This is a genomic window from Listeria rocourtiae subsp. hofi (assembly GCF_963575615.1).
GTDB classification, from domain to species: Bacteria; Bacillota; Bacilli; order Lactobacillales; family Listeriaceae; genus Listeria_A; species Listeria_A hofi.
Genome location: NZ_CAUYTL010000015.1, coordinates 16,106 through 41,473 on the forward strand (window position 1 = coordinate 16,106; position 25,368 = coordinate 41,473).

26 protein-coding genes are annotated in these 25,368 nt (G+C 37.1%); 4 read left to right on the forward strand and 22 right to left on the reverse strand.

Translation table 11 applies throughout. The annotated features are described in order from the left end of the window. Positions 1-223: 223 nt before the first annotated feature. From R8925_RS08160 to R8925_RS08240, 17 genes are all read right to left on the reverse strand, one after another. The gene (locus tag R8925_RS08160) at positions 224-1,684 is read right to left on the reverse strand and encodes an ABC transporter substrate-binding protein (protein ID WP_430535396.1); all 1,461 of its coding nucleotides are present in this window, start codon (positions 1,682-1,684) and stop codon (positions 224-226) included. A 185-nt stretch (positions 1,685-1,869) separates the two neighbouring features. Further along, positions 1,870-2,847 (reverse strand): carbohydrate ABC transporter permease, encoded by a 978-nt coding sequence (locus R8925_RS08165; protein WP_430535397.1) that lies wholly within the window; start codon positions 2,845-2,847, stop codon positions 1,870-1,872. A 17-nt stretch (positions 2,848-2,864) separates the two neighbouring features. Next, positions 2,865-3,746 (reverse strand): ABC transporter permease, encoded by an 882-nt coding sequence (locus R8925_RS08170; protein ID WP_430539426.1) that lies wholly within the window; start codon positions 3,744-3,746, stop codon positions 2,865-2,867. A 245-nt stretch (positions 3,747-3,991) separates the two neighbouring features. After that, entirely contained in the window at positions 3,992-4,699 is a 708-nt protein-coding gene (locus R8925_RS08175; RefSeq protein ID WP_430535399.1) for a DNA alkylation repair protein, read from the reverse strand. Positions 4,700-4,789: 90 nt separating this feature from the next. Then, on the reverse strand, positions 4,790-5,347 hold the full coding sequence (locus tag R8925_RS08180; protein ID WP_430535400.1) for a Crp/Fnr family transcriptional regulator: 558 nt from the start codon (positions 5,345-5,347) through the stop codon (positions 4,790-4,792). A gap of 74 nt (positions 5,348-5,421) precedes the next feature. Further along, entirely contained in the window at positions 5,422-6,498 is a 1,077-nt protein-coding gene (locus R8925_RS08185; protein ID WP_430535401.1) for a glycosyltransferase family 4 protein, read from the reverse strand. Further along, positions 6,495-7,934 carry a lipopolysaccharide biosynthesis protein gene (locus tag R8925_RS08190; protein ID WP_430535402.1) on the reverse strand — a complete coding sequence of 480 codons (1,440 nt, stop codon included), beginning with the start codon at positions 7,932-7,934 and terminating at the stop codon, positions 6,495-6,497. The genes R8925_RS08185 and R8925_RS08190 overlap by 4 nt, the downstream gene beginning before the upstream one ends. Then, a complete protein-coding gene (locus tag R8925_RS08195) occupies positions 7,931-9,178 on the reverse strand; it encodes an O-antigen ligase family protein (protein ID WP_430535403.1) in 1,248 nt (415 codons plus the stop codon). The genes R8925_RS08190 and R8925_RS08195 overlap by 4 nt, the downstream gene beginning before the upstream one ends. Before the next feature lie 8 nt (positions 9,179-9,186). After that, positions 9,187-9,687: an acyltransferase gene (locus R8925_RS08200; protein WP_430535404.1), complete on the reverse strand. Its 501-nt coding sequence runs from the start codon at positions 9,685-9,687 to the stop codon at positions 9,187-9,189. Positions 9,688-9,700: 13 nt separating this feature from the next. Continuing rightward, complete coding sequence (locus tag R8925_RS08205; protein ID WP_430535405.1) at positions 9,701-10,435, reverse strand: WecB/TagA/CpsF family glycosyltransferase; 735 nt, start codon at positions 10,433-10,435, stop codon at positions 9,701-9,703. A 24-nt stretch (positions 10,436-10,459) separates the two neighbouring features. Continuing rightward, positions 10,460-11,110 (reverse strand): sugar transferase, encoded by a 651-nt coding sequence (locus R8925_RS08210; protein WP_430535406.1) that lies wholly within the window; start codon positions 11,108-11,110, stop codon positions 10,460-10,462. Between the two features lie 10 nt (positions 11,111-11,120). Further along, the gene (locus R8925_RS08215; protein ID WP_430535407.1) at positions 11,121-11,801 is read right to left on the reverse strand and encodes a CpsD/CapB family tyrosine-protein kinase; all 681 of its coding nucleotides are present in this window, start codon (positions 11,799-11,801) and stop codon (positions 11,121-11,123) included. Positions 11,802-11,807: 6 nt separating this feature from the next. Next, positions 11,808-12,536, reverse strand: coding sequence for a YveK family protein (locus R8925_RS08220; RefSeq protein WP_430535408.1), 729 nt, complete (start codon positions 12,534-12,536; stop codon positions 11,808-11,810). Positions 12,537-12,550: 14 nt separating this feature from the next. After that, entirely contained in the window at positions 12,551-13,837 is a 1,287-nt protein-coding gene (locus R8925_RS08225) for a nucleotide sugar dehydrogenase (protein WP_430535409.1), read from the reverse strand. A 28-nt stretch (positions 13,838-13,865) separates the two neighbouring features. After that, positions 13,866-14,342: a DUF4352 domain-containing protein gene (locus tag R8925_RS08230; RefSeq protein ID WP_430535410.1), complete on the reverse strand. Its 477-nt coding sequence runs from the start codon at positions 14,340-14,342 to the stop codon at positions 13,866-13,868. A 118-nt stretch (positions 14,343-14,460) separates the two neighbouring features. Further along, positions 14,461-17,619 carry an immunoglobulin-like domain-containing protein gene (locus R8925_RS08235; protein WP_430535411.1) on the reverse strand — a complete coding sequence of 1,053 codons (3,159 nt, stop codon included), beginning with the start codon at positions 17,617-17,619 and terminating at the stop codon, positions 14,461-14,463. An 88-nt stretch (positions 17,620-17,707) separates the two neighbouring features. Beyond that, positions 17,708-18,319: a cyclic nucleotide-binding domain-containing protein gene (locus tag R8925_RS08240; protein ID WP_430535412.1), complete on the reverse strand. Its 612-nt coding sequence runs from the start codon at positions 18,317-18,319 to the stop codon at positions 17,708-17,710. A 307-nt stretch (positions 18,320-18,626) separates the two neighbouring features. On the opposite strand from R8925_RS08240, the gene R8925_RS08245 reads away from it, so the two are divergent. Beyond that, complete coding sequence (locus tag R8925_RS08245; protein ID WP_430535413.1) at positions 18,627-19,334, forward strand: LytR/AlgR family response regulator transcription factor; 708 nt, start codon at positions 18,627-18,629, stop codon at positions 19,332-19,334. Between the two features lie 658 nt (positions 19,335-19,992). Further along, positions 19,993-20,628, forward strand: coding sequence for a sensor histidine kinase (locus R8925_RS08250; protein ID WP_430535414.1), 636 nt, complete (start codon positions 19,993-19,995; stop codon positions 20,626-20,628). A gap of 163 nt (positions 20,629-20,791) precedes the next feature. On the opposite strand, the gene R8925_RS08255 is transcribed toward R8925_RS08250, so the two are convergent. Further along, positions 20,792-21,217: a hypothetical protein gene (locus R8925_RS08255; protein ID WP_430535415.1), complete on the reverse strand. Its 426-nt coding sequence runs from the start codon at positions 21,215-21,217 to the stop codon at positions 20,792-20,794. 167 nt (positions 21,218-21,384) lie between these two features. Here R8925_RS08255 and R8925_RS08260 point away from each other — a divergent pair, with 167 nt between their 5' ends. Further along, on the forward strand, positions 21,385-21,654 hold the full coding sequence (locus R8925_RS08260) for a zinc ribbon domain-containing protein (protein WP_430535416.1): 270 nt from the start codon (positions 21,385-21,387) through the stop codon (positions 21,652-21,654). 728 nt (positions 21,655-22,382) lie between these two features. On the opposite strand, the gene ycaC is transcribed toward R8925_RS08260, so the two are convergent. Together ycaC and R8925_RS08270 are read right to left on the reverse strand one after the other, a co-directional pair. Beyond that, positions 22,383-23,024: an isochorismate family cysteine hydrolase YcaC gene (gene ycaC, locus R8925_RS08265; protein WP_430535417.1), complete on the reverse strand. Its 642-nt coding sequence runs from the start codon at positions 23,022-23,024 to the stop codon at positions 22,383-22,385. Between the two features lie 196 nt (positions 23,025-23,220). Beyond that, a complete protein-coding gene (locus R8925_RS08270; protein ID WP_430535418.1) occupies positions 23,221-23,709 on the reverse strand; it encodes a prealbumin-like fold domain-containing protein in 489 nt (162 codons plus the stop codon). A gap of 215 nt (positions 23,710-23,924) precedes the next feature. Here R8925_RS08270 and R8925_RS08275 point away from each other — a divergent pair, with 215 nt between their 5' ends. Further along, a complete protein-coding gene (locus tag R8925_RS08275) occupies positions 23,925-24,158 on the forward strand; it encodes an IDEAL domain-containing protein (protein WP_036071861.1) in 234 nt (77 codons plus the stop codon). Positions 24,159-24,206: 48 nt separating this feature from the next. Here R8925_RS08275 and R8925_RS08280 read toward each other — a convergent pair whose 3' ends face one another. Next, a complete protein-coding gene (locus tag R8925_RS08280) occupies positions 24,207-24,641 on the reverse strand; it encodes a universal stress protein (RefSeq protein WP_430535419.1) in 435 nt (144 codons plus the stop codon). A 50-nt stretch (positions 24,642-24,691) separates the two neighbouring features. After that, on the reverse strand, positions 24,692-25,363 hold the full coding sequence (locus R8925_RS08285) for a TVP38/TMEM64 family protein (RefSeq protein ID WP_430535420.1): 672 nt from the start codon (positions 25,361-25,363) through the stop codon (positions 24,692-24,694). Between the last annotated feature and the right edge of the window lie 5 nt (positions 25,364-25,368).

Consider the following 25,368-nt stretch of genomic DNA (forward strand, 5'->3'; position numbering starts at 1 on the left):
TCATGTAAATTATAGCTCACATTGACGAAAGACAAAAATAAACCACCTAACACTCACTTTTTGATGGAGGAATTAGATGGCTTATTTTCTATAGCCGATGCTATCGTTCGCAACAGCGCTACTGAGAACCATTTTCGCGTATGATCCTCTTTTCATCATTAGTATAACAAATTAAAATTCTTTTTTCAATTGCTCTCTACAGGCAGATCAGAATCGCATTGCTTTATTCTTTTTTGTCCTTATTAAAAGCATCGTACTGCTTCTGCATTTCCGTCATCACGGTCTTCATACCTGCATCATTCAATTTCTTCTTGAACTTCGGCATATAAGTATCTGGATCTACCGTCCCTGTCAGGAGCGCTGGCCCGAACTCATTACATACGTTTGTAATCGCAGCGATTTCTGTGCGGACATTTTTCGAATCGAAGTAGAAACCTAGTCCTGGTGATGCTTTTGACTCATCGTTAAACTCCTTGAATTTCTCCCATTTATCTTTTGGCTCATCAGAATAGCGCTTCAAAATGAAATGATTTCCAAGTGCATATGTTGGCATCGAATAATTCTCTACGCGTGCTGGCAAGTCTTCAATACTGCCATCTGCAAGCTCTTTGTAATGCGTTCCTTCAATTCCTTTGTCGACTAAATTACGCAAATACGGATCAGTATTCAGCAAATTCAAAAATTCCACAGACTCTTTCGGATGCTTCGAGGTTACAGATACCGCTTGAATTGCTCCGGTCACAGAACTATTTTTAATAATCGGCGTTTTCATAATCGGCTGTGTTACCACTTTATATTGACCATTCGTTTGCTTATCCCAAATCGATTCCGCGTACGGTTGATATTTCTCAATACGCACGAACCAGTTTTCCTTCTCATAAGACCACGGATCTGTTGATGTCGCAATATCCTTACTTACATATCCATCCTTATAAAAACCATGCAAATCTTTCAAAATAGCAATCGTTTCCGGTTGCTCATAAAAATTTACCACTTTGCCTGTATCATTGTATTCATCAACTGCAAATGGAAGCGGAACCGCAGAATCAATCAGATAATCAAATGGCGTCACTGGTTTAAAATCTTTATTCCCACCAATCGGCGTAATATTCGGCTCATTTTCCTTAATTGTTTTCAAAAGCGGGCCTAAATCAGCAAACGAATTCACTTTCGAAACATCCATTTTGTATTTGTCCACCAAATCTTTATTGAAAACATACACTTGTTGCTCACCGATTTCTTTGTTGGAAGGCACACCGTAAACTTTACCATCCATTGTCACGCCTTTCCAAAGTTCGTCATTCAACTCGGCTTTCATCTTTTTACCCTCTTTATCAAGATACTGCGAAATATCCATAAACGCACCTTTTTGCGAGTACGTCACAAACTCTCCTGCAGCCGTGTAAGCGATATCAAAATTTTCACCTGAATTAATCATCGTCTGCATTCTACCACCGTAGTCGCCCCAGTCGATTTGCGTCATATCAACGCCAAACCCGAGCTTCTCTTGCGTATATTTATTCACCTCTTTCATTACCTTATCATGATCCTTTTGAGGCGTTCCAATCATATACCATTTCAGCGTAACCTCACTATCCCCACTCGCCGATTTATCACTACCACAGGCTGCCATCACCAACATAATCGCACTCAAAATCATAACTAAAAACAATTTCTTCTTCATCAAAAGTCCTCCCCGTTTATAATGTTTTAACGTAAAACCAGCCTTGCATCGCCGAACCTCAGCGGGCTTAGAAATGGTTATATGCTAGGCAAAGACGAGTACCGGAGCGGAATGTACGATCTGTACATGAGCACCGGAACGCGGAATCTTTAACGACGCAGATGACCGTTTCTAAGCTCGCTGGGCTATTCTTTGACGCCGCCGATTGTGAGTCCACTAATAAAATATTTCTGGAAAAATGGATACGTAATCGCGATTGGCACAGTCGAAATAACAACCATCGCCATCTTTGCGCCGTCTTGTGGAATCCCGGAGAAGGCTCCTGATGTAAACGCGATATCAGCATTTTGACGCATGAATTCTAGATTATTCTCGATTTTCATCAACAAAGATTGGAGCGGAACAAGTTGTGGATTGTCGATGTAAAGTGAAGCGTTAAACCAGTCATTCCAATATCCTAAAGTACTGAATAAAGCGATTGTTGCAATGCCCGGTAACGATAAAGGTAATACAATCTTCAACAAAATTCGTAACTCACTCGCGCCTTCGATTCGCGCTGCTTCTAATATTGGCTCTGGGATTGAGCGAATAAAAAAGGTACGCATAATCATGATGTAAAACGCATTCATTGCTAATGGCAAAATAAGCGCCCAGATTGAATTTTTCAATTGTAGTACTTGAGTCATAACGATATATGCTGGTACCATTCCGCCACTAAATAACATGGTGAAAAAAGCGAAAAATGTGAATTGCTTCCGGTACGCGAATTGTTTGCGGGAAATCGCGTACGAATATAACGCAATCATTGATACGCTGAATATCGTCCCAACTACTGTCACGACAATAGTCACTCCGTAAGATTGAAGTAGCTGCCCTTTCATATTCCATAGATACTTGTAAGCTTCGGTACTCCACTCACTCGGAATAAGGCGAAAACCATTTGTTGCTAGTGACCCTTGACTACTGAACGAAATAACAATGATATATAGAAATGGAAAGACGCAAAGAATTGCCAGAAATCCAAGTAAAATATTCATTGCCACATTCGTCTTTGTTCCGAAATCCACAACATCAGGCTTTTTACGTTTACCTTTTTTCGGTGGCAAGCGGAGGTCGCCATTAACCTGCTCTAACTGCTCGACTTGTTCAATTTGTTCTGCCAATTAACTCGCCTCCGTTTTTAAAATAGGGCATACTCTGGATCGATCCTCTTCACAATATAATTTGTCAGCATGACGAGGATGAAACCAACAACCGATTGATAAAGACCGGCCGCAGCACTCATACTGATATCCCCAAGCGATGTCAAACCGCGATAAACGTATGTATCAATAACATCCGTCACTGGAAAAAGTGGCCCTGAATTACGTGGAAGTTGATAAAACAAACCGAAATCAGAGTTAAAAATTTTGCCGACGTTTAGAATCGTTAAAATAATAATCAGTGGTGTCAAAGCTGGAATCGTGACATGGCGAATTTGTTGCCATTTGCCAGCACCATCAATCATCGCTGCCTCATAATAATTCCGATCAATACCTGCAATCGCTGCTAAATAGACAATACTTCCGTAGCCTAATCCCTTCCACGTATTCATGAAAATCAATATATACGGCCAATATTTAGGTTCGCTATACCATGAAATCGGATCGCCACCGAAAGAAACAATCAATGAATTAAGTAGTCCGCTATCTTCACTCAAGAAGCTATAAAGGAAGTAGCTTACAACAACCCATGATAAGAAGTATGGAAATAACATCCCAGTTTGGTATACTTTTGCCATGCGTTTGTTCACAAGACTGTTAAAGACAATCGCCAAAGCAACGCCCAAAAGAAGTCCCACGATAATAAAGACTAAGTTATAAAGCACGGTATTCCTCGTAATAATGAAAGCATCATCTGTCCTAAATAAAAACTTGAAATTCTCTAAACCTACCCAGTCACTGTTCATCAGACTCGATATGAAACCGTTTCCATCTACACGGTAATCTTTAAAGGCAATCACAGTTCCAAACATGGGTAAATACGCAAAAATTACAAACCATGCGACCCCCGGCAAAACCATGAATAACCAAATTTTATTCGCGTAGAGTTTTTTGAAGAACTTCTTCAATTCATGTCACCCCGCTTTTGTAAGTGTTTTCAACATCTTAAGTGTACCCTTTTTGAGTGTTAGGCGAATAGTGGGGGAAATATAGATTTATGGACAAAATTAGGATTTAGAGCGAGGTAACATAAAAAAGAAGACAATAATATGCCTTCTCTCCATCTCACGTGTCAATAGCTTTGACTATTTGGAACTTTAATCACTTAACAAATTGCGCGTTTTCGTTTCTTTCCAACGCGATCTTTTTCAATCACTTTTTCGATGTAATCTGTCGCTAATGGGACTTTACATGAAGTATCACCCATATCTACATAAACTTGGCCGATGTTTTTGGCAACAGAGATGGCTTTTTCAAGTAGGGGAGGATAGTACGTTCCAACGCAAATGACAAATTGGTTCATAGTATATTTAACGCTGTTTTTGGCGTTATGAACATTTTTTTCGATATTTTCTAAAAGAGCAAGTACCTCATTTTCGTTTATTTCCTCGTTCGGTGCCAATGATAAGTAATTGGCATAACAGCTCCATCCAGTATCCTCGATTCGTTCTTCGCTGGATGCCATCCATATTTTTGCGAGCTCAGTTGCGTACCGTGTTTCTGCTGCAAGGCTTGCTACAATAGCTTCATTTATGGCGGTGCAATTTGCAGTTTCTGCCCAATTAAGAAGTTCTTCTTTTGTGACTTCTTTTGGATTAATGGTTAATCCCGCTAAATATTGAGCATCGTAGTTTCCTGTCGCGAAAAGCTCACGTGACACGTCTTGATTCACTATTTTTTTGACTAAGTATTTCTTCATATCTCCAATTTTAACACCAAAAATCGGTTCGTTAGCGCCATGTTTACAGAGGGTCTTTTTTGTTTGCTCAGAACCAAGAGATTCGAGCTGTTGCATCACTTCATTTATATTCATACGGTTCTCCTTTTGAACTTTGTTACTTTATAGTATAGCGGATAACCAGTGTATTGTGAAATGAGTTTTAAAATCTATTTTATATACATTCTATACAATCCTACCAAACTCACCTTCCCAGCGTTCCCAGCCCAGTAGCTTCCATCCACGCTCTTCTTCCAGCCACCCCTCTTCTATCAGCTGCTTTTTTACTAAACATAAATACTCTCTAGTACAGCTAACGTAGTCTCCCATTTCTTTTTGCGTTATAACAGATGGAATATAACAATCTGCGCCTATTGAAACACCTATTTCCTTTCCTAATTGATACAACAAAACAAATAATCGATCTTTTGTTGGTACAGAAAAAAATTGCACGCGCATAACAAGTGCATGTATCAATTTTTCTTTCATAGCATCTTGCCGTTCCAATGTGATAAGTAACGATTCTTTTGGTATTCTGACCAGTATAACGTCTGTTTTCGCTTGAAATTGCAATAAACCTCCACAACTGTTATGAAGCGATACAATGGTGTCTCCTGGTTTGGCAAAATAAACTAACTGTTCTGCTGTTTTACAAGCTAAAAAGCCTTCATGCACGATGTAGTCACCTGGATACGGTACACTTTCATGTTTTTTCAAGTGGATGATTTTTTTCATTTTATACATCGTGTTATCCTCAGACATTCCTTGTATCTGCATGTCTTCACCGCCTTGTCATCATAATTTAAGTACTAATTTACTTATTTTGCTAAATCAGCTAACATGGTTAACATATCATTTCGTACGCGTAGTTGATCATAAGGAATCGCAGAATGAAAAGCATTACTTCTCAACGCTTGCTTTTCTTCTTCGCTATTCGCAAGGAATTCTAATAATTTTTCAGTGATCGAATCAGGGTTGCCAGTTTCTGAAAAATAGCCATTTTCCCCATCGATGAGATACCCTCTGATCCCTGCAATTTGGCTGCCAATCACTGGAACACCGCAAGCCATCGCTTCAATGCCTACAAGACCTAAACTCTCACCTTTTCTACGGCTTGGAAAAACAAAGACATCCATCTCGTTATACATTGCTACGAGTTCTTCTTGCGGCAATAAATCATAACAGCGAACATCTCCCTGTAGCTCTAACTCCTGAATAAGTGCTTCTTTTTGCTGGTTTTCCTTGCCACTTCCAACCATAATCAATTCAGCTGGTCGATCCGATTGGCGCTTAAATTCAGAAAAACCACGAAGCGCGTCATCCCAGCCCTTATCGACATCAATGCGACCCACATAACCAACTTGAAAAATGGAGGTATCTCTCACTGTGTCTTGCGGCGCGAACAAATCGCGGTTGACGCCTCCAGAAGGGGATATCCAAATATGAGCAGGTGAAAGACGATAGCGGTTGATGACTGTTTGCTTAAAATAATCCGAGGGAACAACGATGTGACTTGCCTGCTTCAATAGTCGTGCCACCCATTTTTGCAACTTCTCTTGGAAAGGCGTTTCCGGAAACACATCACTTCCATGAACATTCACAACGAGATTAATGTGGCGGTTCAAAAGCTTTGCACATAAAATGGGAAACGCGCTGTGCGAGGCATAATGCAGGTAGACAATATCGTATTTCTTAAATAGCAAAGTCCAGAAAATACGGCAATAAAAAAGGAGGTAGTGCCACATTTTCTTCATTTTATTTACTTCTTTCTTCATCGTAACTGTCTCTATTTCATCTGCTGCTTCCTCCATCAAGCAAACATGATTTTTTACAAAAATACCGTACGATGGGTATTCCTCAGACGGAAACATATTGGAAATAACAAGTATTTTCATAATTTCATTCCTTTCTTTTCTATATTAGCTGGCTGTTTTCTGGCGCAATACGACCGATACAATGTGCGAAGTAATGGAAGGTAGACGGTAACAATACCTAACAAAAAGATGATATTAATCAGCGAAATCAGCCAAACGGTGTGAATCAGCGTATTTAAACTAACAGCAACAACGAGCAGCGAAGTCGTTATAAGATGGCTTTTTACAGAAAAACCATGCCAAATCCGCATGGAAAAATACGTCCGTGCTAAAAAAAAGGCAATGTAAGCAGAACCTGTTGCAACCGAAGCTCCAATCGCGCCATAGGTAGGTACGAGTAGAAAATTCAAACCAATAGCAACAATCAGCGCAATAACCGAAACAAGAATATTCAACGAGCTGCGTTTCAGAAAAACGATACCTAGATTCGTTGTATCACTCACCGTCATCATTAGCGGGTAAAAACAGAGAAACGGGAATATATATTGCGCCTGACTGTACTCTGGGGATAAAACCATCAAAATAACCCCTTTAAAAAGTAGCAATCCCATAAATAAGATCGCAATTAGAAACATAATACTGTCGCTCACCAATTTAAAATAACGCATCGGTTTTTGCTTCTTATACCATTCATACGCCGTTGGTATCCAAAAGTTCGAAAACGTCGTCTGCAAAATCAGAAGGGCACTCGCAATTTTAAAAGCGGCGGTGTATAAACCCAGCTCGTCAAAATCACAAAAATAACGAAGAAACAATTTATCAATAATCACAAATAAACTATAAATAACCGTGGCAATTGCTATCGGCAAGCCAAATTTCGCTAGTCTCGGATATAAATACGGATCTGTTTTCATCGGGTTCATATATAACGATCGAACATTTCGAATCATTAAAATCGTATCGCCTAGAACTTGTCCAATAATAGTGGCATAAATCACCGTGATAAATGTGTGGGGGAAAAATAGGAGGAATAAAACGGTGCAAACTAAAATACTAAGCTTCACTAAGATATTAAACAACGAAAATTCAAGCGCTTTATTCTGCATCCGAACGTACAAGAATAAGAAGCGTTCAAATATCAGAAATGGAACCGAAGCGGCGATAAGATACACGACGTGATAGTGTACAAGACTGCCAAACAGAAAAGAAGAGATAGGCTTGGCAAACCCGCACATCAATCCAATGACAACACCCGAGAACAGGAAAGGAATGACCATTGCCGTGCTAAGTAGTTTCTGCTTATTCGGATATTCATAAAATTCGCGCGCAAACGCTTGGTCAAAACCTAAGTAGATAACGCAAATTAACAACGTTTGCACAAGCATAAACATACTCGTTTTCCCGTATTCTTCTGGTGAAAGGAAAAAAGTAATGACTGGAATCGTCATCAAATTTAATACTGCTGAGCCAAGAGAACCAATCGCAAACTGCATCAAACGCATTATAAGAGCTTTCATTCTTTTTCACACAAACTTTCTTTTTGTAGGAATAGCCCACCACACACCAGCCCAAATAAAGTGGATGATAAAGCAGAAAATAAAACATGTCCGGCAAAAGCTCCATAACAAACGAGTATAATAAATAGTGCTGTGTAGATGCTCCGTTTCTGGCAGGATTTAACCATGAAAAAGAGTAGGAGCGCTAACATAACCACAAGCCCCAAAACACCTAGAGAAAAGAGAACATCAAAGAAATCCATCTCCACTAAATCGCCTAATCCCCATGTTGCTATACGTGCACTAAATCCGAAACCGATGAGTTGCGTCGCCAAGTTGCCAGTATCAATAAATGCTTCGAAAGCAACATCTAAAAATTCACTACGCGAACTCGTGAGAAAACGGACTAAATCACCATCATACAGATTATAAAAATACGTGAGTCGCTGAACAAGACCAGAAATAGTTGTTAAGATAAAAGCCCTTCCTTGGATTACAATCAGCATCAATACTGAGATAACTGTCACGCCAATTCCCCATTTCACAGCGAAACCAAGTCTATTTTGAAAGAAAAAGAAACGAAGAAGCAATACAATGGTCAAAACAAGGCCATATACAATCCCTGTTTTTGTTCCTAGAAGCAACAAGCCCAGTAAATTACCGAGATAAAGTAATCCTAATAACAGACGCGTGCTTATTTTTGTCTGCTTTGTTTGCTGAAACAAATACCAACCTGTAAATGTCGCCGAAACAATAAACCCTATCGTTGTATCATTATTGGCAAAAAAGAAAGCTTTATATCCAGCATCTGCAGCCGCGTATGTTTGATTTCCAACCCCAAGAGCATAGGGAATAAGCAAACCAAGCGTAAAAAGAGTACTAATCGTCAAAAACATCTTTTCATAATTTGCCTTCCTTAACACGTCCGCACGTTGATATACGTAATAAGGAATAAGTACCCAAAGGAAAAATTTAATCATATTAGTCGTATCATATAAAAGAGCCGATGCATTATTATGCAGTGCGATAGTTTGTATGAAGAGCGATACAATACCATAAACAACCAGCGAAACAGATAAAAATGTGTAGAGATTTTTCGAAAACCCTTTTCTAGCAATTTGAAAAATGATAAAGGCAATACAGACAAGGCGATAGACAACACCGATAGGAAAATTGATTCCAGCTGACAACATAAAGCCATTCAGTGCATCAACAATCGGAAAAATGGCGAATAAAAAGATGAAAATATTGGTTTCTTTGAACAAAGTTATCCTTACCTCTCTTGTTTAATCACTCTGGCGGGCACCCCACCAATAACACTATACGGCGGATATTTCTTGGCCGGCACAACCGCTCCTGCTGCAACTACACAGCCATCTGGAATCTCAGCTCCCGCTAAAATCGTCACTCGTGTCCCAATCCAGACATCATTCCCGATAAAAACGGGTTTTTGTGCCGTTCCGCTATCTAAAATCTTTTCTTTTCCTTTTATACAATGCGTATCGGTCAAAATCACCACTTCCGGTGCCATCAATACATCCTCACCAATGTGAACTGGGGCAGTAGCAATAATACGTGCATTGTCACCAATGGATGACCGTGCTCCAAGATAAATATTTTTTGGATGGCGTAATTTTAACTTCGGACGTAAGTTGCTATTTTTTGCACAACTTCCAAAAAAAGAATGCGCAGCCTGGTTTTTAATGCGGCGAATTATTCGGCCTATCGCTAATTTACTGGGCATTGGGAAATTATTTAGTAACATAAATATCATTCTAGCTAGCACCTCATTTATGCCACCTTTCTTTCATGACTTTCCATACAAAGCTGATATTACCAACAAAATAACGTCGGAACATTCGCTTAGGTTCTTGCATAAACCGATAAAACCACTCTAAACCGACTTTTTGCATCCATTGCGGTGCGCGTTTTGTGACACCCGCTATAACATCAAAGCTTCCGCCAACACCCATTACAAAGGGGGCACCCATTGTCTCTTTATACGCATGAATCCACTGCTCTTTCTTTGGACTAGAGATGGCAACAAAGACAATATCAGCTTTTGATTTATGAATATCTAGCGCGATTTCTTCTGATTCAGATTCTTCAAAATAGCCATGTCGATACCCAGCAATTTTCAAATTTGGATACTGCTGTTGATGAAGTTGAACTACTTCTTGCACAACTTCTTCCTTAGCACCAAAATAATACACACGGTAGCCATTCTCCGCACTTTTTTTAACTAATTTTTCAAACAAATCGATACCCGTAACTCTTTCCTGCGTTTCATTAGCAAGGATTTTCATCGCCCAAACAATGGACTGGCCATCTGCATTAATAAGCGGCGATGCATTGACAATGTCCGCAAGTTCTTTGTTTTCTGCCATCAAATTAATTTTGCTGGCGTTAATCACCACATGTTGGACTGGTTTTCCGACTCGAATAATCGCTTCTACTTTCATCAACGTTTCTTGCATTGTAAGTACATCCACATAACTACCTAACAAAAATGTTCTTGTCATTCTATCTTTCACTTCTCCTCTTACTTAGTAGGCACTATTCGGGACAAAGATAATCCATACTGTTCGGAATAATATCCTGATGTCTAGCGTAAAACTAACTTTTTGAATATACTCCAAATCTAGATCCACCATTTCCGCAAAACTAACATTGTTTCGCCCGCTGACTTGCCATAAGCCCGTACACCCCGGCGTAACAGATAATCTTCTATAATCACGTACAGAGTATTCAGCAACTTCTCGTTCTAGCGGGGGACGCGGTCCAACAAGGGACATATCGCCTTTTAGCACATTGACAAGCTGAGGCAGTTCATCAATACTTGTCTTCCTTAAAAAATGCCCTACCTTCGTAATACGCGGATCATGCTTTATTTTAAACATTGCGCCTTCTATCTCATTAAATTGAAGTAGTTCCGAGAGTTTTGCCTCCGCATTCGGAATCATCGTGCGGAACTTATACATCGTAAACCTCGATCCATTTTTTCCAATCCGTTCTTGTTTGAAAAAGACAGGAGCACTAAAATCACTTAATTTAATCACCAAAACTAACACGATAAATAGTGGGACTAGCAGAAGTAAACCAATGCTTGCGCCTAAAAAATCCATCCCTCGCTTGACCAATGGATAACGTTTCGTAGCTTTTTTGGTGGACTTAGCCACTGTTTTCATGGATTCCATTATATTCTCCTTATTGATAATAATAATAATAGTTATTTGCGTTATTCTTCACATGATTTAGAACCGTGCCGATAATAGGAACCTGCGTATTTTGCAGTTGCATCACGGCTGTTTTTGCACGTTCTTTTAGGGTTTTTTCACTTCGCAGGACGACAATTACGCCTTCCACATAGGGGGTTAAAACAAGGGCATCAGATGAAGCTAAGATAGGTGGGGTATCAATAATAATTTGATCGAATTGTTCTGCAAATTTCTTAATTAGCTGCTCCATTTTTTTAGAAGCAAGCAGTTCATTCGGATTAGGTGCCATTGTCCCACTCGTCAAAACTGTTAAATTTTCGATGTCCGTTTGATGACTTACATCTTTAAGCTCTGTTCTACTATCTGTGAGCATATCGGATAACCCAATATTATAAGGAATGCCAAATGTCTGATGACTTGTCGGTTTTCGCATATCCGCATCAATGAGTAATGTTTTTTCTCCTTGCTTGGCGTAGCAAATAGCCAGGTTCGCTGACACTGTCGATTTACCGCTTTCTGGTTCTGGCGATGTTACTAAAATCGATGCATACTCACGTTCCACCGAAGAAAAATGAATAGCTGCTCGAAGTGTCTTGAATTGTTCCGCAATCGGGGAACTCGGATTTGTTTCTGTAATCAACTTTCTTTGGCTTTTTATTTGTTTACTCACTGGACACTATCCTTTCCTATTCTTTCGTCTCTTGCCTGCTTTATGCTCTAGTACATCCTCGTCTTTTATTTCATTAATCATGGATAGCACGGGAAGCCCTAACGTTTGCTCCACATCCTCTGCTGTTTTAATCGAGCGGTCAAATAAATTACGAATAAACGCAATCACGATTCCAAAAACTAATCCTAACAAGCTCGCCACAATAATTAGTAGCGCTGTGTGAGGCTTTATCGGTTGTGTATCCGCTTCCAACACTGCTTCTGATAGTGTATAAATATTGTTTATCTTCATGATTTTAGGAATTTCTTTTCTGAATATACGAACCGTTTCATTAGAAATTTGGACGGCGTCTGCAGCGTTTGAACTCTCCACATTGATTTTGACGACTTGTGAATCAGATGTACTATTTACTTTAATCATCTTCTCGAGCTCTTTAGTGGTGTACGCGTCATCCATGTTATCTGATACTTGCCTTAAAATTCGCGGACTTGTGATAATTGACGTATACGTATTGATAAGTTGCAAGTTCGCCTGTACCTCTTGTGATTGAACAACCGTATTCTGTGGTACCGACTGATTAATTAATATTTGCGTTTCACTTTGGTAGATTGGAGTTGAGAAGAAGTAAAGGTAGCCACTCATAAGCAAGGCACTAACACACATACTTATAAAAATAATCCACTTATTCTTTTTCAAAAGATCCCATATTTGTTTGATGTTTAAACTATCTTCCATTGTTGCCTCCTGGCTTATTCCGCTATTGGAACTAACTTTTTACTGCTTTTTTGCATCTCATATAAGTTGCCCATATTGTAAATCGCCACTGTTTCCATCTTCGGAATCACATTTTTTGTATCAAATATATGTTTCTGTTTCATACCTGCCAGCTGTTCTGCCGTCACGGTTTTAAATTCACTATGATCTGTTAGCACACAAATTAAGTCTGAACCTTCTACAGCCTTCTCCAAATCAGATTCAATCCAAGATGTTTTCACATGCGGATCAAAAACAGAGAATTCAAAAGTCGTTTCTTTTCCCAAAAGCTCGATAATTTCAAGAGCTGGGCTTTCACGAATATCGTCCACATCACCTTTATATGTCACACCGAAAACCGTTATTTTTTTGCCATTAATGACTTCCATCAAGCCTTTTACTTTTTCTGCAATGAAGTTCGGCATCGAATTATTAATAGCACGTGCTTGTTGAATTAGTGGTGTGTTGTGAGGCGTTGTCGCAACAATAAAGTATGGATCAACAGCTAAACAATGACCACCAACTCCTGGGCCAGGTTGATGCAGGTTAACACGAGGATGTTTATTCGCCATCTCAATGACTTCCAATGCATTAATACCTAGCGTGTCACCAATTTTTGCAAGCTCATTCGCAAGAGCAATATTGACGTCTCGATACGTATTTTCCATCAATTTCGAAAGTTCCGCAGCGCCTGCTGTTGCTTCAATCAGTTCACCTTGAACAAAAATGCCATACACTTTCTTTCCTGCTTCGATGCAAGCTGGCGTCAAACCTCCTATAATTCGATTATTGTGCACCAATTCATGAATAATTTTCCCCGGTAGCACACGCTCTGGACAATGAACTAAAAAGATATCCTCTCCTACGATAAACCCGTTTTCTTCCAACATCGGTTTTACTACATCTTCTGTCGTGCGTGGTGCTATAGTCGATTCTACTATCATGACGTTTCCTTTTTTTAGATAAGGTAGTGTTTTTTTTACAGCATCTTTGACATGTTTTAAGTCACATGTTCGGTAAGCATCAGCTTTATTAGGCGTCGGCACAGCAATGATAAAAACGTCCGCTTCTTCTAGATCCAACTGTGCTTTAAAATTACCTGATAACAAAGCTTTCGTTAATTCTGTTTGAAGCCCTGGTTCCTCGATATGAATTTTTCCAGCGTTAAGCATATTCACCGCATCTGCTTTCAAGTCAATACCTATAACGCGCTGGCCATGATTAGCAAACATAATTGCTGTTGGTAAACCAATATAGCCTAACCCAATGACTGCGATTTTCAAAAAATCATCTCCTCATAGATTTTAAAAATTACTTATTATTTGGAAGCGAAATTTCCCATGTAGCAAGCGCCTTTGACTTTTCTTTTCCAGAAGTAACTGGCTGATAAACGAGCTCGCCTGTTTTTACGTCTTTCGGTAATTCAAAATTCAACGCACCCGTTGCTGTTTTACCAGGGGCAATTTCTGTTCCGATATTGTTTGCATCACTTTTCACTTGGTAGGTTTTATCACTAGATTTCAAAATAAAATCATTGCCACCGATACCATATTTACTACCCGATTCATTTTTAAAGTGCATCGTTAGTTGCATAATGTTTTTATCGCCTTTTCCATTTTCTTTCATTTCTACTTTTTCAATTTTCATGTCCACATTGTTAACCGCTTTTGTTACATTTTCTACTTTTTCTTGTTTACTTGTTTCCTCTTGTTTTGCGCCACCTGTAGTACATCCTACAAGCGAAAAAATAAATAACGCAGATAAAATAGGTATGAATATTTTTTTCATCTTATAATTCCTTTCTCGAATAGACTAATCTCTTGTCGCTTAAATAGGATAATCTGGATAAGCATTTACTCATGCAAATCCTTATCCAGATTCCGGTTGAGCTTTTCCAAATTACTTATTATTTAATTGGGAGCATTTTTTTGTCGATTACTTTATTTGCAGCTGAATAGGCAATAACCTCTACTTGTTTTGTTGCTTTGGTTATTTTATCCTTTGCATAGTATTTAAATGTTCCATCATCCTGTGTTGCTACAGCCATATGTTCTACGCCATCTATTTTAAGAGCCACTTTGCTCACATCACCAGCGTAAATTCCAGTAACCCAGCTGTCTGTTCCAATTGTATAAGAATTCACATTGATAGATCCGCTAGTTGCTGATGTATCTGTTACTTTTACTGGTTTTGTATCCAATAGAGCTCCTTGAGAATTATAAGCAAGTACTTTCACAGTGTCAGATACTTTTTTGATCTTATCTTTCGCATAATATTGGAAATTCGAATCATCTACCACATTTACCGAGGAATATGTTGTTCCATTTACTTGAAGTGCTACGCTTCTAATATCTCCAGTGTAGGTTCCTTTTACAAAACCACCTGCTTCAATATTATAATCCATAGGTGTTACCTGCCCTGCTGTGTTGTTAGACGAAACTACTGTTACTGATTTTGTATCTACTACCGTACCTGTAGAATCATAACCGTATACTTTGACGTTATCAGACGGTTTTTTAATCTTGTCCTTCGCATAATACTGGAAGTTTGATCCATCCATAACTGCTACTGGAGCGTATTTAGTACCATTTACTTCTAATGCTACTGTTTTTACTGCACCTTTGTATGTGCCTTTAACAAAACTATCATCGGCGATAGAATATTTTACAGGCGATACCGTTGCATTACCTTCGTGCGATTGTACAACCTTCACCTGCTTCGTATCAATCACTAGGTTTGCCAAATTGTAGGCTAGCACTTTTACATCATCAGTAATATTTTTAATTTTATCTTTCGCATAATATTGGAAACTTGATTTATCTAGGACATTTACAGCTGGATATGTTACTCCATTTACTTGAAGTGCTACTCTTTCAACGCTTCCAGTATAGCTTCCTTGAACAAAACTATCGTCAGCAATTGCATACGTTGATGGTGTTACAGTACCGTTTTGTTCGCTAGCATCGCCTAAAGCAACTTTTGTACGAGAAATCTCAGTTCCTTCTACGTTATAGCCTATAATCTCGACTACATCTTTTTTTGATGAAATTTTATCTTTCGCGTAGTATTGTAGCTTGTTATTTGCGCCTACATCGACTTTATTGTAAGCTTTGCCATTAACTGCTAAGCTAATCTTTTTAACAGCTCCTGTATATGTCCCTGATACAAAGGAATCTGTACCAACAAAATATTTATTTGCTTGGATATCCCCTTGTAGTACTGACGAATCTACTACTTTGACTTTTACAGTTTTGATGACTTTATTGTCGCTACTGTAGGCCACTAGCTTAACATCATCTTGTAAATTTAAAATTTTATCTTTTGCATAGTATTTGTATGATGCACCAGTTACATCGACCACCTGATGTTTTTTACCGTTTACTTCAAGCCCAACTTTAGCTACATCACCACTTACTTTCCCATTTAGCCAAGAATCTTTACCTAGGTAGAATGTATTTACATCGATACTTCCATTTAAACTTTGAACCGTGACTTGAACTGATTTTGACGTCTTATTCCCATCTGAGTCAGTCACAGAATAGCTAACAGAGTAAACACCACTTACTGCTGGATTTACAGTATTACTCGTAACTTGAATCTTAGATGTTAAATCGCCATCCTCTTTATCGCTGGCTGTTACTCCTGAAAGTGGATTAAATGTGTCCCCTACTTGAATTGTCTTAGGATTAGCGTTGATTGTAGGTTTTTCATTAGATACTACAGTTGCTGTTGTAGCCGCGCTTTCTTTACCTTGGGCGCTTGTTTGTGTAACTTTTACTTGATCGCCTGTTTTTTGTGCAGGAACAGTAATCTTGTAATTACCATTTTGATCCGCCTTGCCCGTATATTGTTCTCCGTTAGGTAGTGTAACTGTTACTGTATTATTCATTGTAGCTTTTCCACTTATTGTGGTATCATTCGCTTTAATTTTGTTAACAGTTGGTGCATTAGGAATTGGTGCTTCTTTACTTCCTTTTATACCGACACTCACATAGGAATGGTCCACAGTAATCCCTGCTTTCGAACCACTATCGCTATAATTTTGATGTGCTGTAATATTGTAATATTCTTGTGGCAAGTCACCTATTGTTAATCCATTCTTTAAAACTGCTTCCATTTTCATCGAGTACGGAACACTAATTGCCAATGAGCTACCATATAAGGATGCAGCGTCCATTTTGATTTTTCCGTTCTCAGGGATGGATATATTATCATATACACTTCCATTAACTCCCGTAAATCTAACATGAGATAAGTAAGGTACCAATGCAGGATCAACTTGGTATACGTAATAGCTATTTCTTGCAAACGTCGCTAGTGTCACTTGATATTGAAGCTCATGTTTTAGTGAAATCACAGTGTCTGTTTTTTCAGGAATGCCATTCTCAAAACCTAATTTACCTGACGTTATATAGCTGTTTGAATTATCAATCTTTAAATCCGTGTTATTCTTTGTTAAAATAACTTGTTGTCCCGATCTACTGATATATCTTTCATCGTCTGTATACATTCCCATCTGTACTTTATATCTGTCTTGCTCAAGCGAGTCGACAGGAACATCTGTGGTGATACTAATCATCGCACTTTGGTTATACCCAATGAAAGCTCCTTTGTACATTGAACCTAATTTATAGGTATAGTTTCCATTCTTATCTTGTACTAAGTCAACACCTTTACTTGAAGTAGATGTGTTTCCTTTCAATTGCACTTTAACTATATGCTTTTGCAATGCTGGGTCCATTTTCAACACAAATTTTTGTGAAGAAAGCGACGTTGCGGTAAGTTTATAGCGTGTAATGTAATCAAAGTTAAATGTGCTGGTGTTTTTATTGACCCATACGCCCGTTGTTCCTGTTGAACCCAGAGCTGAATAACTTGTCTCACCTGTATTACTAATATTTTCGTCTTCCGGAGTTTTAGTAGCGGCTTTGTTTGCTACCGTTTTTGATGCAAAAGTATTTACTGGGTTGACTGTTAATGTTGGAGCTATTGAACTTACCATAAGTGCTCCTGTAGCACTTATTAGCCCTAATTTCTTAATAGATAATTTTAGATTTCTTTTCATACGTATCTCCTTTTTTATGAATTCTTTTTAACCTATAAATCGATACATATCACATAGCGCATCCCTCCTTTAAATTAGGTATTCTTATTCATGACATCACTATATGGCCATCTTTCATTTGTATTATGTTTTCGTCCTCTAATGCCTTTAAATTACTCTTAGCTGAGGCAACAGAACAACTACAAAGTAATGACAAAAGTTTAACATTCACCCAGGAAGGCATTATTTTTTCATCAGCTTCAGGAATAGATGCTTTGATGTATGATAAAATAGAGAGTATGCTTTTTTTGTTAGCTGATTTGATTATTTTATAAGTATTCTGGAACTCTAAGTTTATTTGTTTAGCTAAGTACCATACAAAATTAGAGAGTATCATCTCTTTTTCTAATTGATCGAATAGGTCAACTATATTAAAAACTAGTAATTCTGTATTTTCTAAAGAATGTATACTAACAATAGAGCTAGTCGTTTTAGATTGTATAAATCCCGGTTCTAATAATAATGTATGACGAGCCTTCCCTTTATAAAAATTTTGTTTCAGCAACAATACACCTTTCTCTATAAAATATAGGTGTTCATCACTTAAAATGCATTTTTCATTTTTTTTTAATGAAACTAAGTTGGAGGGCATCTTTGTTCTCACTAAGTCAAACATTATTGAATTCTCTTCAAAGTAATATTGGAATTCAAAAAAATTCATTATTATCTCCCCTCAAGTTATTCAGATACGTGCTGTAGCCAAAAGAATAATAGACTACAGCTCAATATTATCTACTTAACAACGAACTACTTTATACACACTATGATAATACATATCCTCATAATTTCATTTGTATTTCAAACGCATTTTTTGTATTTTGTGTTATAAAATAAATCGATGTTCTTTTTTGTTTTTTTGCTGTACAATAGATGAACATAGGGTATACATTCACAAGGAAGGAGGAATTATTATCAAGATTACAATTTTTGAAAATGAGTTTCTGCATGCGGAGTATATAGAGCGCGCTGTGAGGGAAGTAGAACATCCTCTTGTCAGTTTCGAGGTAGTAGTAGTCCAAGATTTTACAAGTTACTTAAAAAGTTTACAAGAAAGCGCTATATCTGATTTTGATATTTTTTTGATCGATATTGATTTGAATTTTTATTTCAACGGGATTGAAATTGCTAGTATACTGCGAAACTACAATCAACAATGTTTTATTATATTTGTTACCGGTGATCCGTCTAAAGCACTATCCTCTATTAATAGTGGTACATTACCTACTGATTATATTATTAAAGAAGATTTCCATTCTGAAACTGTGAAAGAAAGAATTAAAAATACTATTTCTCAGATTATACAAAAACAGGTACAGCCTATGTTTGTGAAGGAAATAGTTTATCTAAATATTAGTTCTAACTCAGAAAAGATGAACATTTCTTCCATTAACTACATTGCATCTATACCAAATAATCGTTATAGCGCCACCCTACGCACACAAACTTCAAATTTAATTATAAATACAAGTTTAGGGAAACTTAAAAAAAAATTAGCTACCTATAGTAATTTCGTCATCTTAAAATCATACATCATAAATCTGTATAATGTAGCATCAATATCCACCTATGAAGAAAAAGTATTTTTTACAAATGGCGATTATATTATCTTAAACCCAAGAACATTAAAAAAAATAGATGTTGCTAGAAAGGCCGGTGAACCCAGCGATGCAAGTTAACTATTTTTTCCTTCTCATTATTGATTTCACTGCCTTTTTGCTTTTCATTGAGTATAAATTTTTCAGTAATAGAAATTATGTTTACTCTATTTTATTCGTCTATTCCATGAGCCTACTATTAACCTTGTTTTCTTACAATACTGTAGTTCCCACTATGCTATCCATCATAATACTACCTATATTATCTATAGCTATCTTTTATCACGCTTTTAGAAACCTCTATAAGGTGTTGCTGATGCTTTTATTTCGAACATTAGCGATTAGCTTGACGTGGGCCATTACTCTTGATTCTAAGTATTTATACCATAAACTTTTTTTGAATCAAGATTATCTGTATTATCCAAAAGCGAACTTAAACAATGCTATTCCACATTTATTTGTTCTCTCTACAATCATTACAACCATTCTTCTTCTTGACCGGAAATATGTTTTTTTAGACACCTTAGTACAGGTTAATAAAAAACATACACTACTGGCCATTTTTCTAATAATAGGGGCGTGCTCCATTATGATCCCACATTACATGCTTGCTCCCCCTTCCGTATCATTATATATATATACCGAATTATTGTGGTACACCTACATTGCTTTTCTATTCGCGACGATTTATTTTACACACATAAAATCCAGTATTACTACCAAATTAGACATTTTGAGTATGGAATATCAAAAAAATTTAGAATCTATCGAACGTACAAAAGAATTTAAACATGACTATAGAGGCCTACTCATGACATTGTCCGTTCACCTCGAAAATAACCAGACAGAAGATGCCTTAAATTTGCTTAATAAAATAAAAGCCTACTCTAGAACTCACCTGCCCTCACATCAAATTGAATATATTCAACTGATTAATAATATTCCTATTCAAAGTGTTTTATTGACCAAATTAAAGCTGGCAGATGAGTTAGATATACCTGTTGAAATAGACTGCAATACCATTCTCCTAGGTAACATTGACTTATTCGATTTCCTACGAATGCTCAATATACTACTCGATAATGCAATTGAAGAATGTACAGATCAAACCTGTCCACTCATTCAAGTGTATTTAAAAGAATTTAAGGATGCAGTCACCTTGCAAGTAGAAAATAGTGTATCTGACGAGAAGCTACAAATACCTCTATCTAAATTCACAGAAAAAAACTATTCTACCAAAGGAGCCAATCGTGGCAAAGGGTTATTTAACTTGACAAAGCTAGCTGCTAAATACACAAATGTCTTTGTCCAATTTCAAGTCAACTCCGTAAAAAAAACATTTCAAGCAAGCATTGTTGTAAAAAAGTATCACTAGATATTCAAAGAAATTTAACACGTATATGTATTTTTCGAGATAGGCGGCCGTATGAATTTTAAGTGCGATTCAGCCTGCTACATAACTAAAGATGCCTACCACCAATTATGGCTATAGGCATCTTCTTTTTATCGTTTTAGTTTCATCGTAATCTTGAGCACAACTACTGATTGCTTAACTTCACAAGCTCAATCCCTGCTTTATCCCACATCTCGTTCATCATATCATAATATCTATCATCCATCGCAACATCTACAAGCATTTTTGTCTGGTTTCCCACTGGTTCAAATATATAGTGTTCCAGCATATCTGCAAATTCGGCAACTTCAACATATTTCCCATCATTGATTTCACCTAAAAAGGCGAATCTAATTTCTTTTTCTGGTTCAAAAACAACTACTTTAGAAACTAAGCCATTACCCTCTGGATCAACAAAGTTAACGGTTTCATTAAGTCCCATATCACCCGTATAAGTTGATCCTTCATGAAAAGCATTTGCCCACTTTTCATATTTATTGCGGTCGACAATTAATTGCCAAGCCTCTTCAAGTCCGCAATCAAGCATGAACTCTTTTTTTATGTGCTTCATTATAAAAAGCCTCCTTTTCCATATTGTCTTAAATCAATACCTGTTTATATTGTAGTGCATTCAACCTGTACTAACAAGCGATAAGATGATGTTATTGTATCAAATTGCAGAGTACGCTATACTTTAAATATAACAATTTATATAGTTCAGAAATGGAGAGATAGTGAATGGCAAAAACACCACAGTGCCAAAGTTGCGGCATACCTATGAGCACACCAGAAGCATTTGGTACCGAAAAAAGCGGTACACGTTCGGAAAAATATTGTTTGAAATGTTACGAAAATGGTGAGTGGACTAATCCTGATGCAACATTTGATGAGTTTTACGAAATCAGCTTAAAAGGGTTTCAAGAATCTGATATGAGTAAAATCGGAAAATTTTTCCTTAATAAAATGTATACTAAAAAATTCTTGAAAAAGTTGGAGCGTTGGCGCTAGCAAATTGGTATACCAAATTGTACACAAATAAAACATACTAATACTAGTAGGTAGTACCACGGCCATGGTCTTGCCTACTAATATTAGTATGTTTTTAGCTACTTTTATTGTGGAGATAATAAACTACAAAAATATTTGGATGCCCAGCCAGAATAATAGTCAGTAATCGATTTAGCATAATAGCATGCTTTGCAGACTATCTCTTTGTAAGAGTATCAACCTAGTATTTGAACTACGGTGTAAAGTAAACGATATTCAGTAACGTGTACTTCGGTCTCGCTATTTTGTCAATTAATAAATCTTGATATATAACAAAACTAATGGAAATAACATCGATACTGTGCTTATTATCATTCCCTAGCTGGAATAACTTGTTAATTTTTATTCAATTCTTGATATCACTTACACACTTTGGCAAATTCTTCATCAGTTACACCATGCTACTATCTGTTATAATAAGCTACCCTGCTCTCTAACAATCGCTCACTTAACACCAAAATCTCACTTGTAACAATCGACGCATTGTTAACGCCTGTAGTGATAAGCAGTCGATTTTTCTTTATTATTAATCGAAGAATCTTGTGGGTGCAATAAAATCATGCAGTCTGCAACACCCGGTCTGATAGAACACAAAACAAAAAAGTATACTATTTCATCCCAGAATTAAATTCAATTCCGGGATGAAATTTTGTATCCGCTTTCTTAAATAGCTTTAATCACATATTAATTTAATGTTGTTTACTCAAGTCTCTTTGGGCAGCATCATAACTTGCCACTACATCCGAATAAGCAGGCAGATGTTTCGATAACAATTTTCCAAATCCATCTATATCATTTCTCCAATCCCTTTGAAGTTCACCTGCTACACTAAACCAGTTCATCAATTCTGCACCTGCTGTTAGCATTCTTAGTAACACAGCATCAGCCACTTGTTTACTTACCGTCCCAGAAGCATCTGAAACAACAAACACTTCATATCCTTCGTTTAAGGCTGAAAGTGTCGGGAAAGAAACACAAATATCCGTTACGACTCCAGCTATAATTAACTGCTTACGCCCAGTATCTTTAATGGCTTGTACAAATTCTTCGTTATCCCATGCGTTAATCTCCCCTAGTCGCGGTATATTCACAGCATTTGAGAGATTTTCTGTAATATAAGGAATTAACGGCCCATTAGGTCCGTGCTCAAAACTTGTTGTCACAATGGTTGGTAAATCAAAGAAATTTGCCATATCTACTAAAGCTTCGATATTTTGATGAAATGCATCAGATTCATAATCTCGTACTAAACCTGAAATTAAACCCGTTTGATGATCAACTAACAACATAACTGCATCTTCTCTTCTTATTCTTTTATACAAATCTTGCATAAAAAAAACCTCCGTTTCCTATTTTTATTTGTGAATCATTAAACAATATAACATTGTTGTTTCAGAATGTCAAATATTTCACATTAAAAATATACCAATTTGATATAGTGAAGTTACAATTATATCACAAAACACACGAGGCCAAAACAAGCTCACATGTATTTCAATCAGAAGAGCCGTATGGCTTTTTGCTTACTTACTCATCTCGCTTTTTCGGTTTGAAAAGGAACATTCCGACCCCAAGTAAAATAATTCCGATAATCAATAAATCCATCGAATCAGAATCGCCCGTCTCTGGTAATATTCCATTCTTTCCGTTATAGCTACCTTTATAGTTCACAAAATCCGCTAACTTGATTGCTCCTAAATTCTTCATGAATTCCGCTATAATTTCAAACGATTGTGCCTTTTTATTTAAAATATAGCCAGCTGGAGCCTGAACTTCCTTGATTTCATATTTCTCAGGAGCCAACCTATCAAAATAATATCCGCCTTCCCCATTTGTCTTTAGCGCTTTTGTTACACTTTGGTTTACTTGATTTTCGTTCACACCGCTCACAAGAATAAACTCAAAAGTTGTTGTTAGCTTCTTTCCACTCTCATCTGGTATCGCATAACTAATTTGTGGGACAAATAACTGTAGTATGATTGCTGACACACATATCAAGGCTAATATTGTTTTCATTGATGCATCTCCCTCCTTACATTTCAATTGATATATTTAATAGCTATATACCCTATCTTCGTCGTATATTAACTGAAGGTTAACTTATCAAGTAGATTTATTTTTATACATGATTCAACTCTCCAATTTTTTTGCTTCAATAATGTTTCATCGCTCTTTTAAGGTGGTATTGTCTATTAATAATTTACAAAATATAGTTTGAAGGAGTGATTGTCATGTCTGCCAAGAAAATATCTGAAGCAATGTCCCAACAATACAAGGAGCTTGAGAATGAAAGAATCGTTATGGATATGTTCATCGACTGTTTCATGACAATGCTCGCACAGAAACAACGGATGGAACGTATCCAAAATGAGATTGATCTTGCTTTAGAAACTCAAAATAAAGAGCGTTTTTATCGTTTGACTACACGTATGAAACGCCTTGAAGAGGAGCAATTTCATATGTGATGCCAAAAGAGTGTATCAAATGGTTTTTAAGCCATTCGATACACTCTTTTATTTGACTACCATTACATTACATGGGGCGTGATTAACAACGTATGCAGTCGTTGAGCCAATCAGTGTTCTTTCAATGGTTCCTCTTCCTGTTGCTCCGATAACGATTAAGTCGATGTTATTTTCTTTTGCAAATTCGATAATGCTGCGTTTCGGATCTCCGTGTACCGTTTCGTTTTTGAATGCTATGTCTGAATCAAGTGTCGCAGTCATGCTTTCCAGCCTTTTTTCAGCTAAGGCACGATAGACATCATCCATTTCTGGACGTACATTGAGTGATAAGTAAAGCTCGTCATTATTTGGCATGATTTCTTGAATAACTGTAAAAAAGACCAAACTAGCATTTTCTAATTTCGCGATACGGATGGCTTCTTGAAAGGCATCATTGGACTGATCTGAGCCATCGATAGCTACTAAAATTTGTTTATCTGTCATTTCATTTCACTCGCTCTCTTTATTTTATATTCTTGTTACAATCAATGTGATTATGCACTGATTCTTGCTTGCCTTTTATGGATAAATCTCAGTAAAACTACGAGTAAGGCAACACAAACAATAGATAAGATCGCAATTTTAGTATTTCCTTTTAGTAGCGCATCTCCTCCAAATGCATATAGGAATGAAGTAGGTAAAACACCGAATGTAATCGCTAGCAAAAGTGATTTTAGTGGTAATCTTAATTTGACTGCTGTGTAGTTCACGATAACGGATGGGAGTATTGGAATCATGTAACCCGCTGTGATGCCAAAGAGCGGCTTTTTCATGCGTGAAATATTAGCTATGAATTCGTCCGATCTGTTTGCTTTTTTGGATATTCCAAATTTACGTAACATGATAATCACGATGAAATTTCCTAATATATTTCCGGTGGCATTCATCAGAACACCTATCCATGGACCGAAGCTCACACCTATAAGAATACCGATTACTGAGTTAGGAACACCAGGAATAGCGCACATGACGGCTGTCAAAACTACTAGTAGCAAGGCATCTTTTAACTTATGGCTACGAATGCTTTCCATCAGCTGTGTTCTATCTGCATCCGGATCAAAGAATAGTTTAAAATCAGCAGAATAATCCTTGTAGATAATGTATCCTAATATGATAATAGCGATGATACCTAACACAATAAATATTACTTTGAGACGGATATTCATGTTTC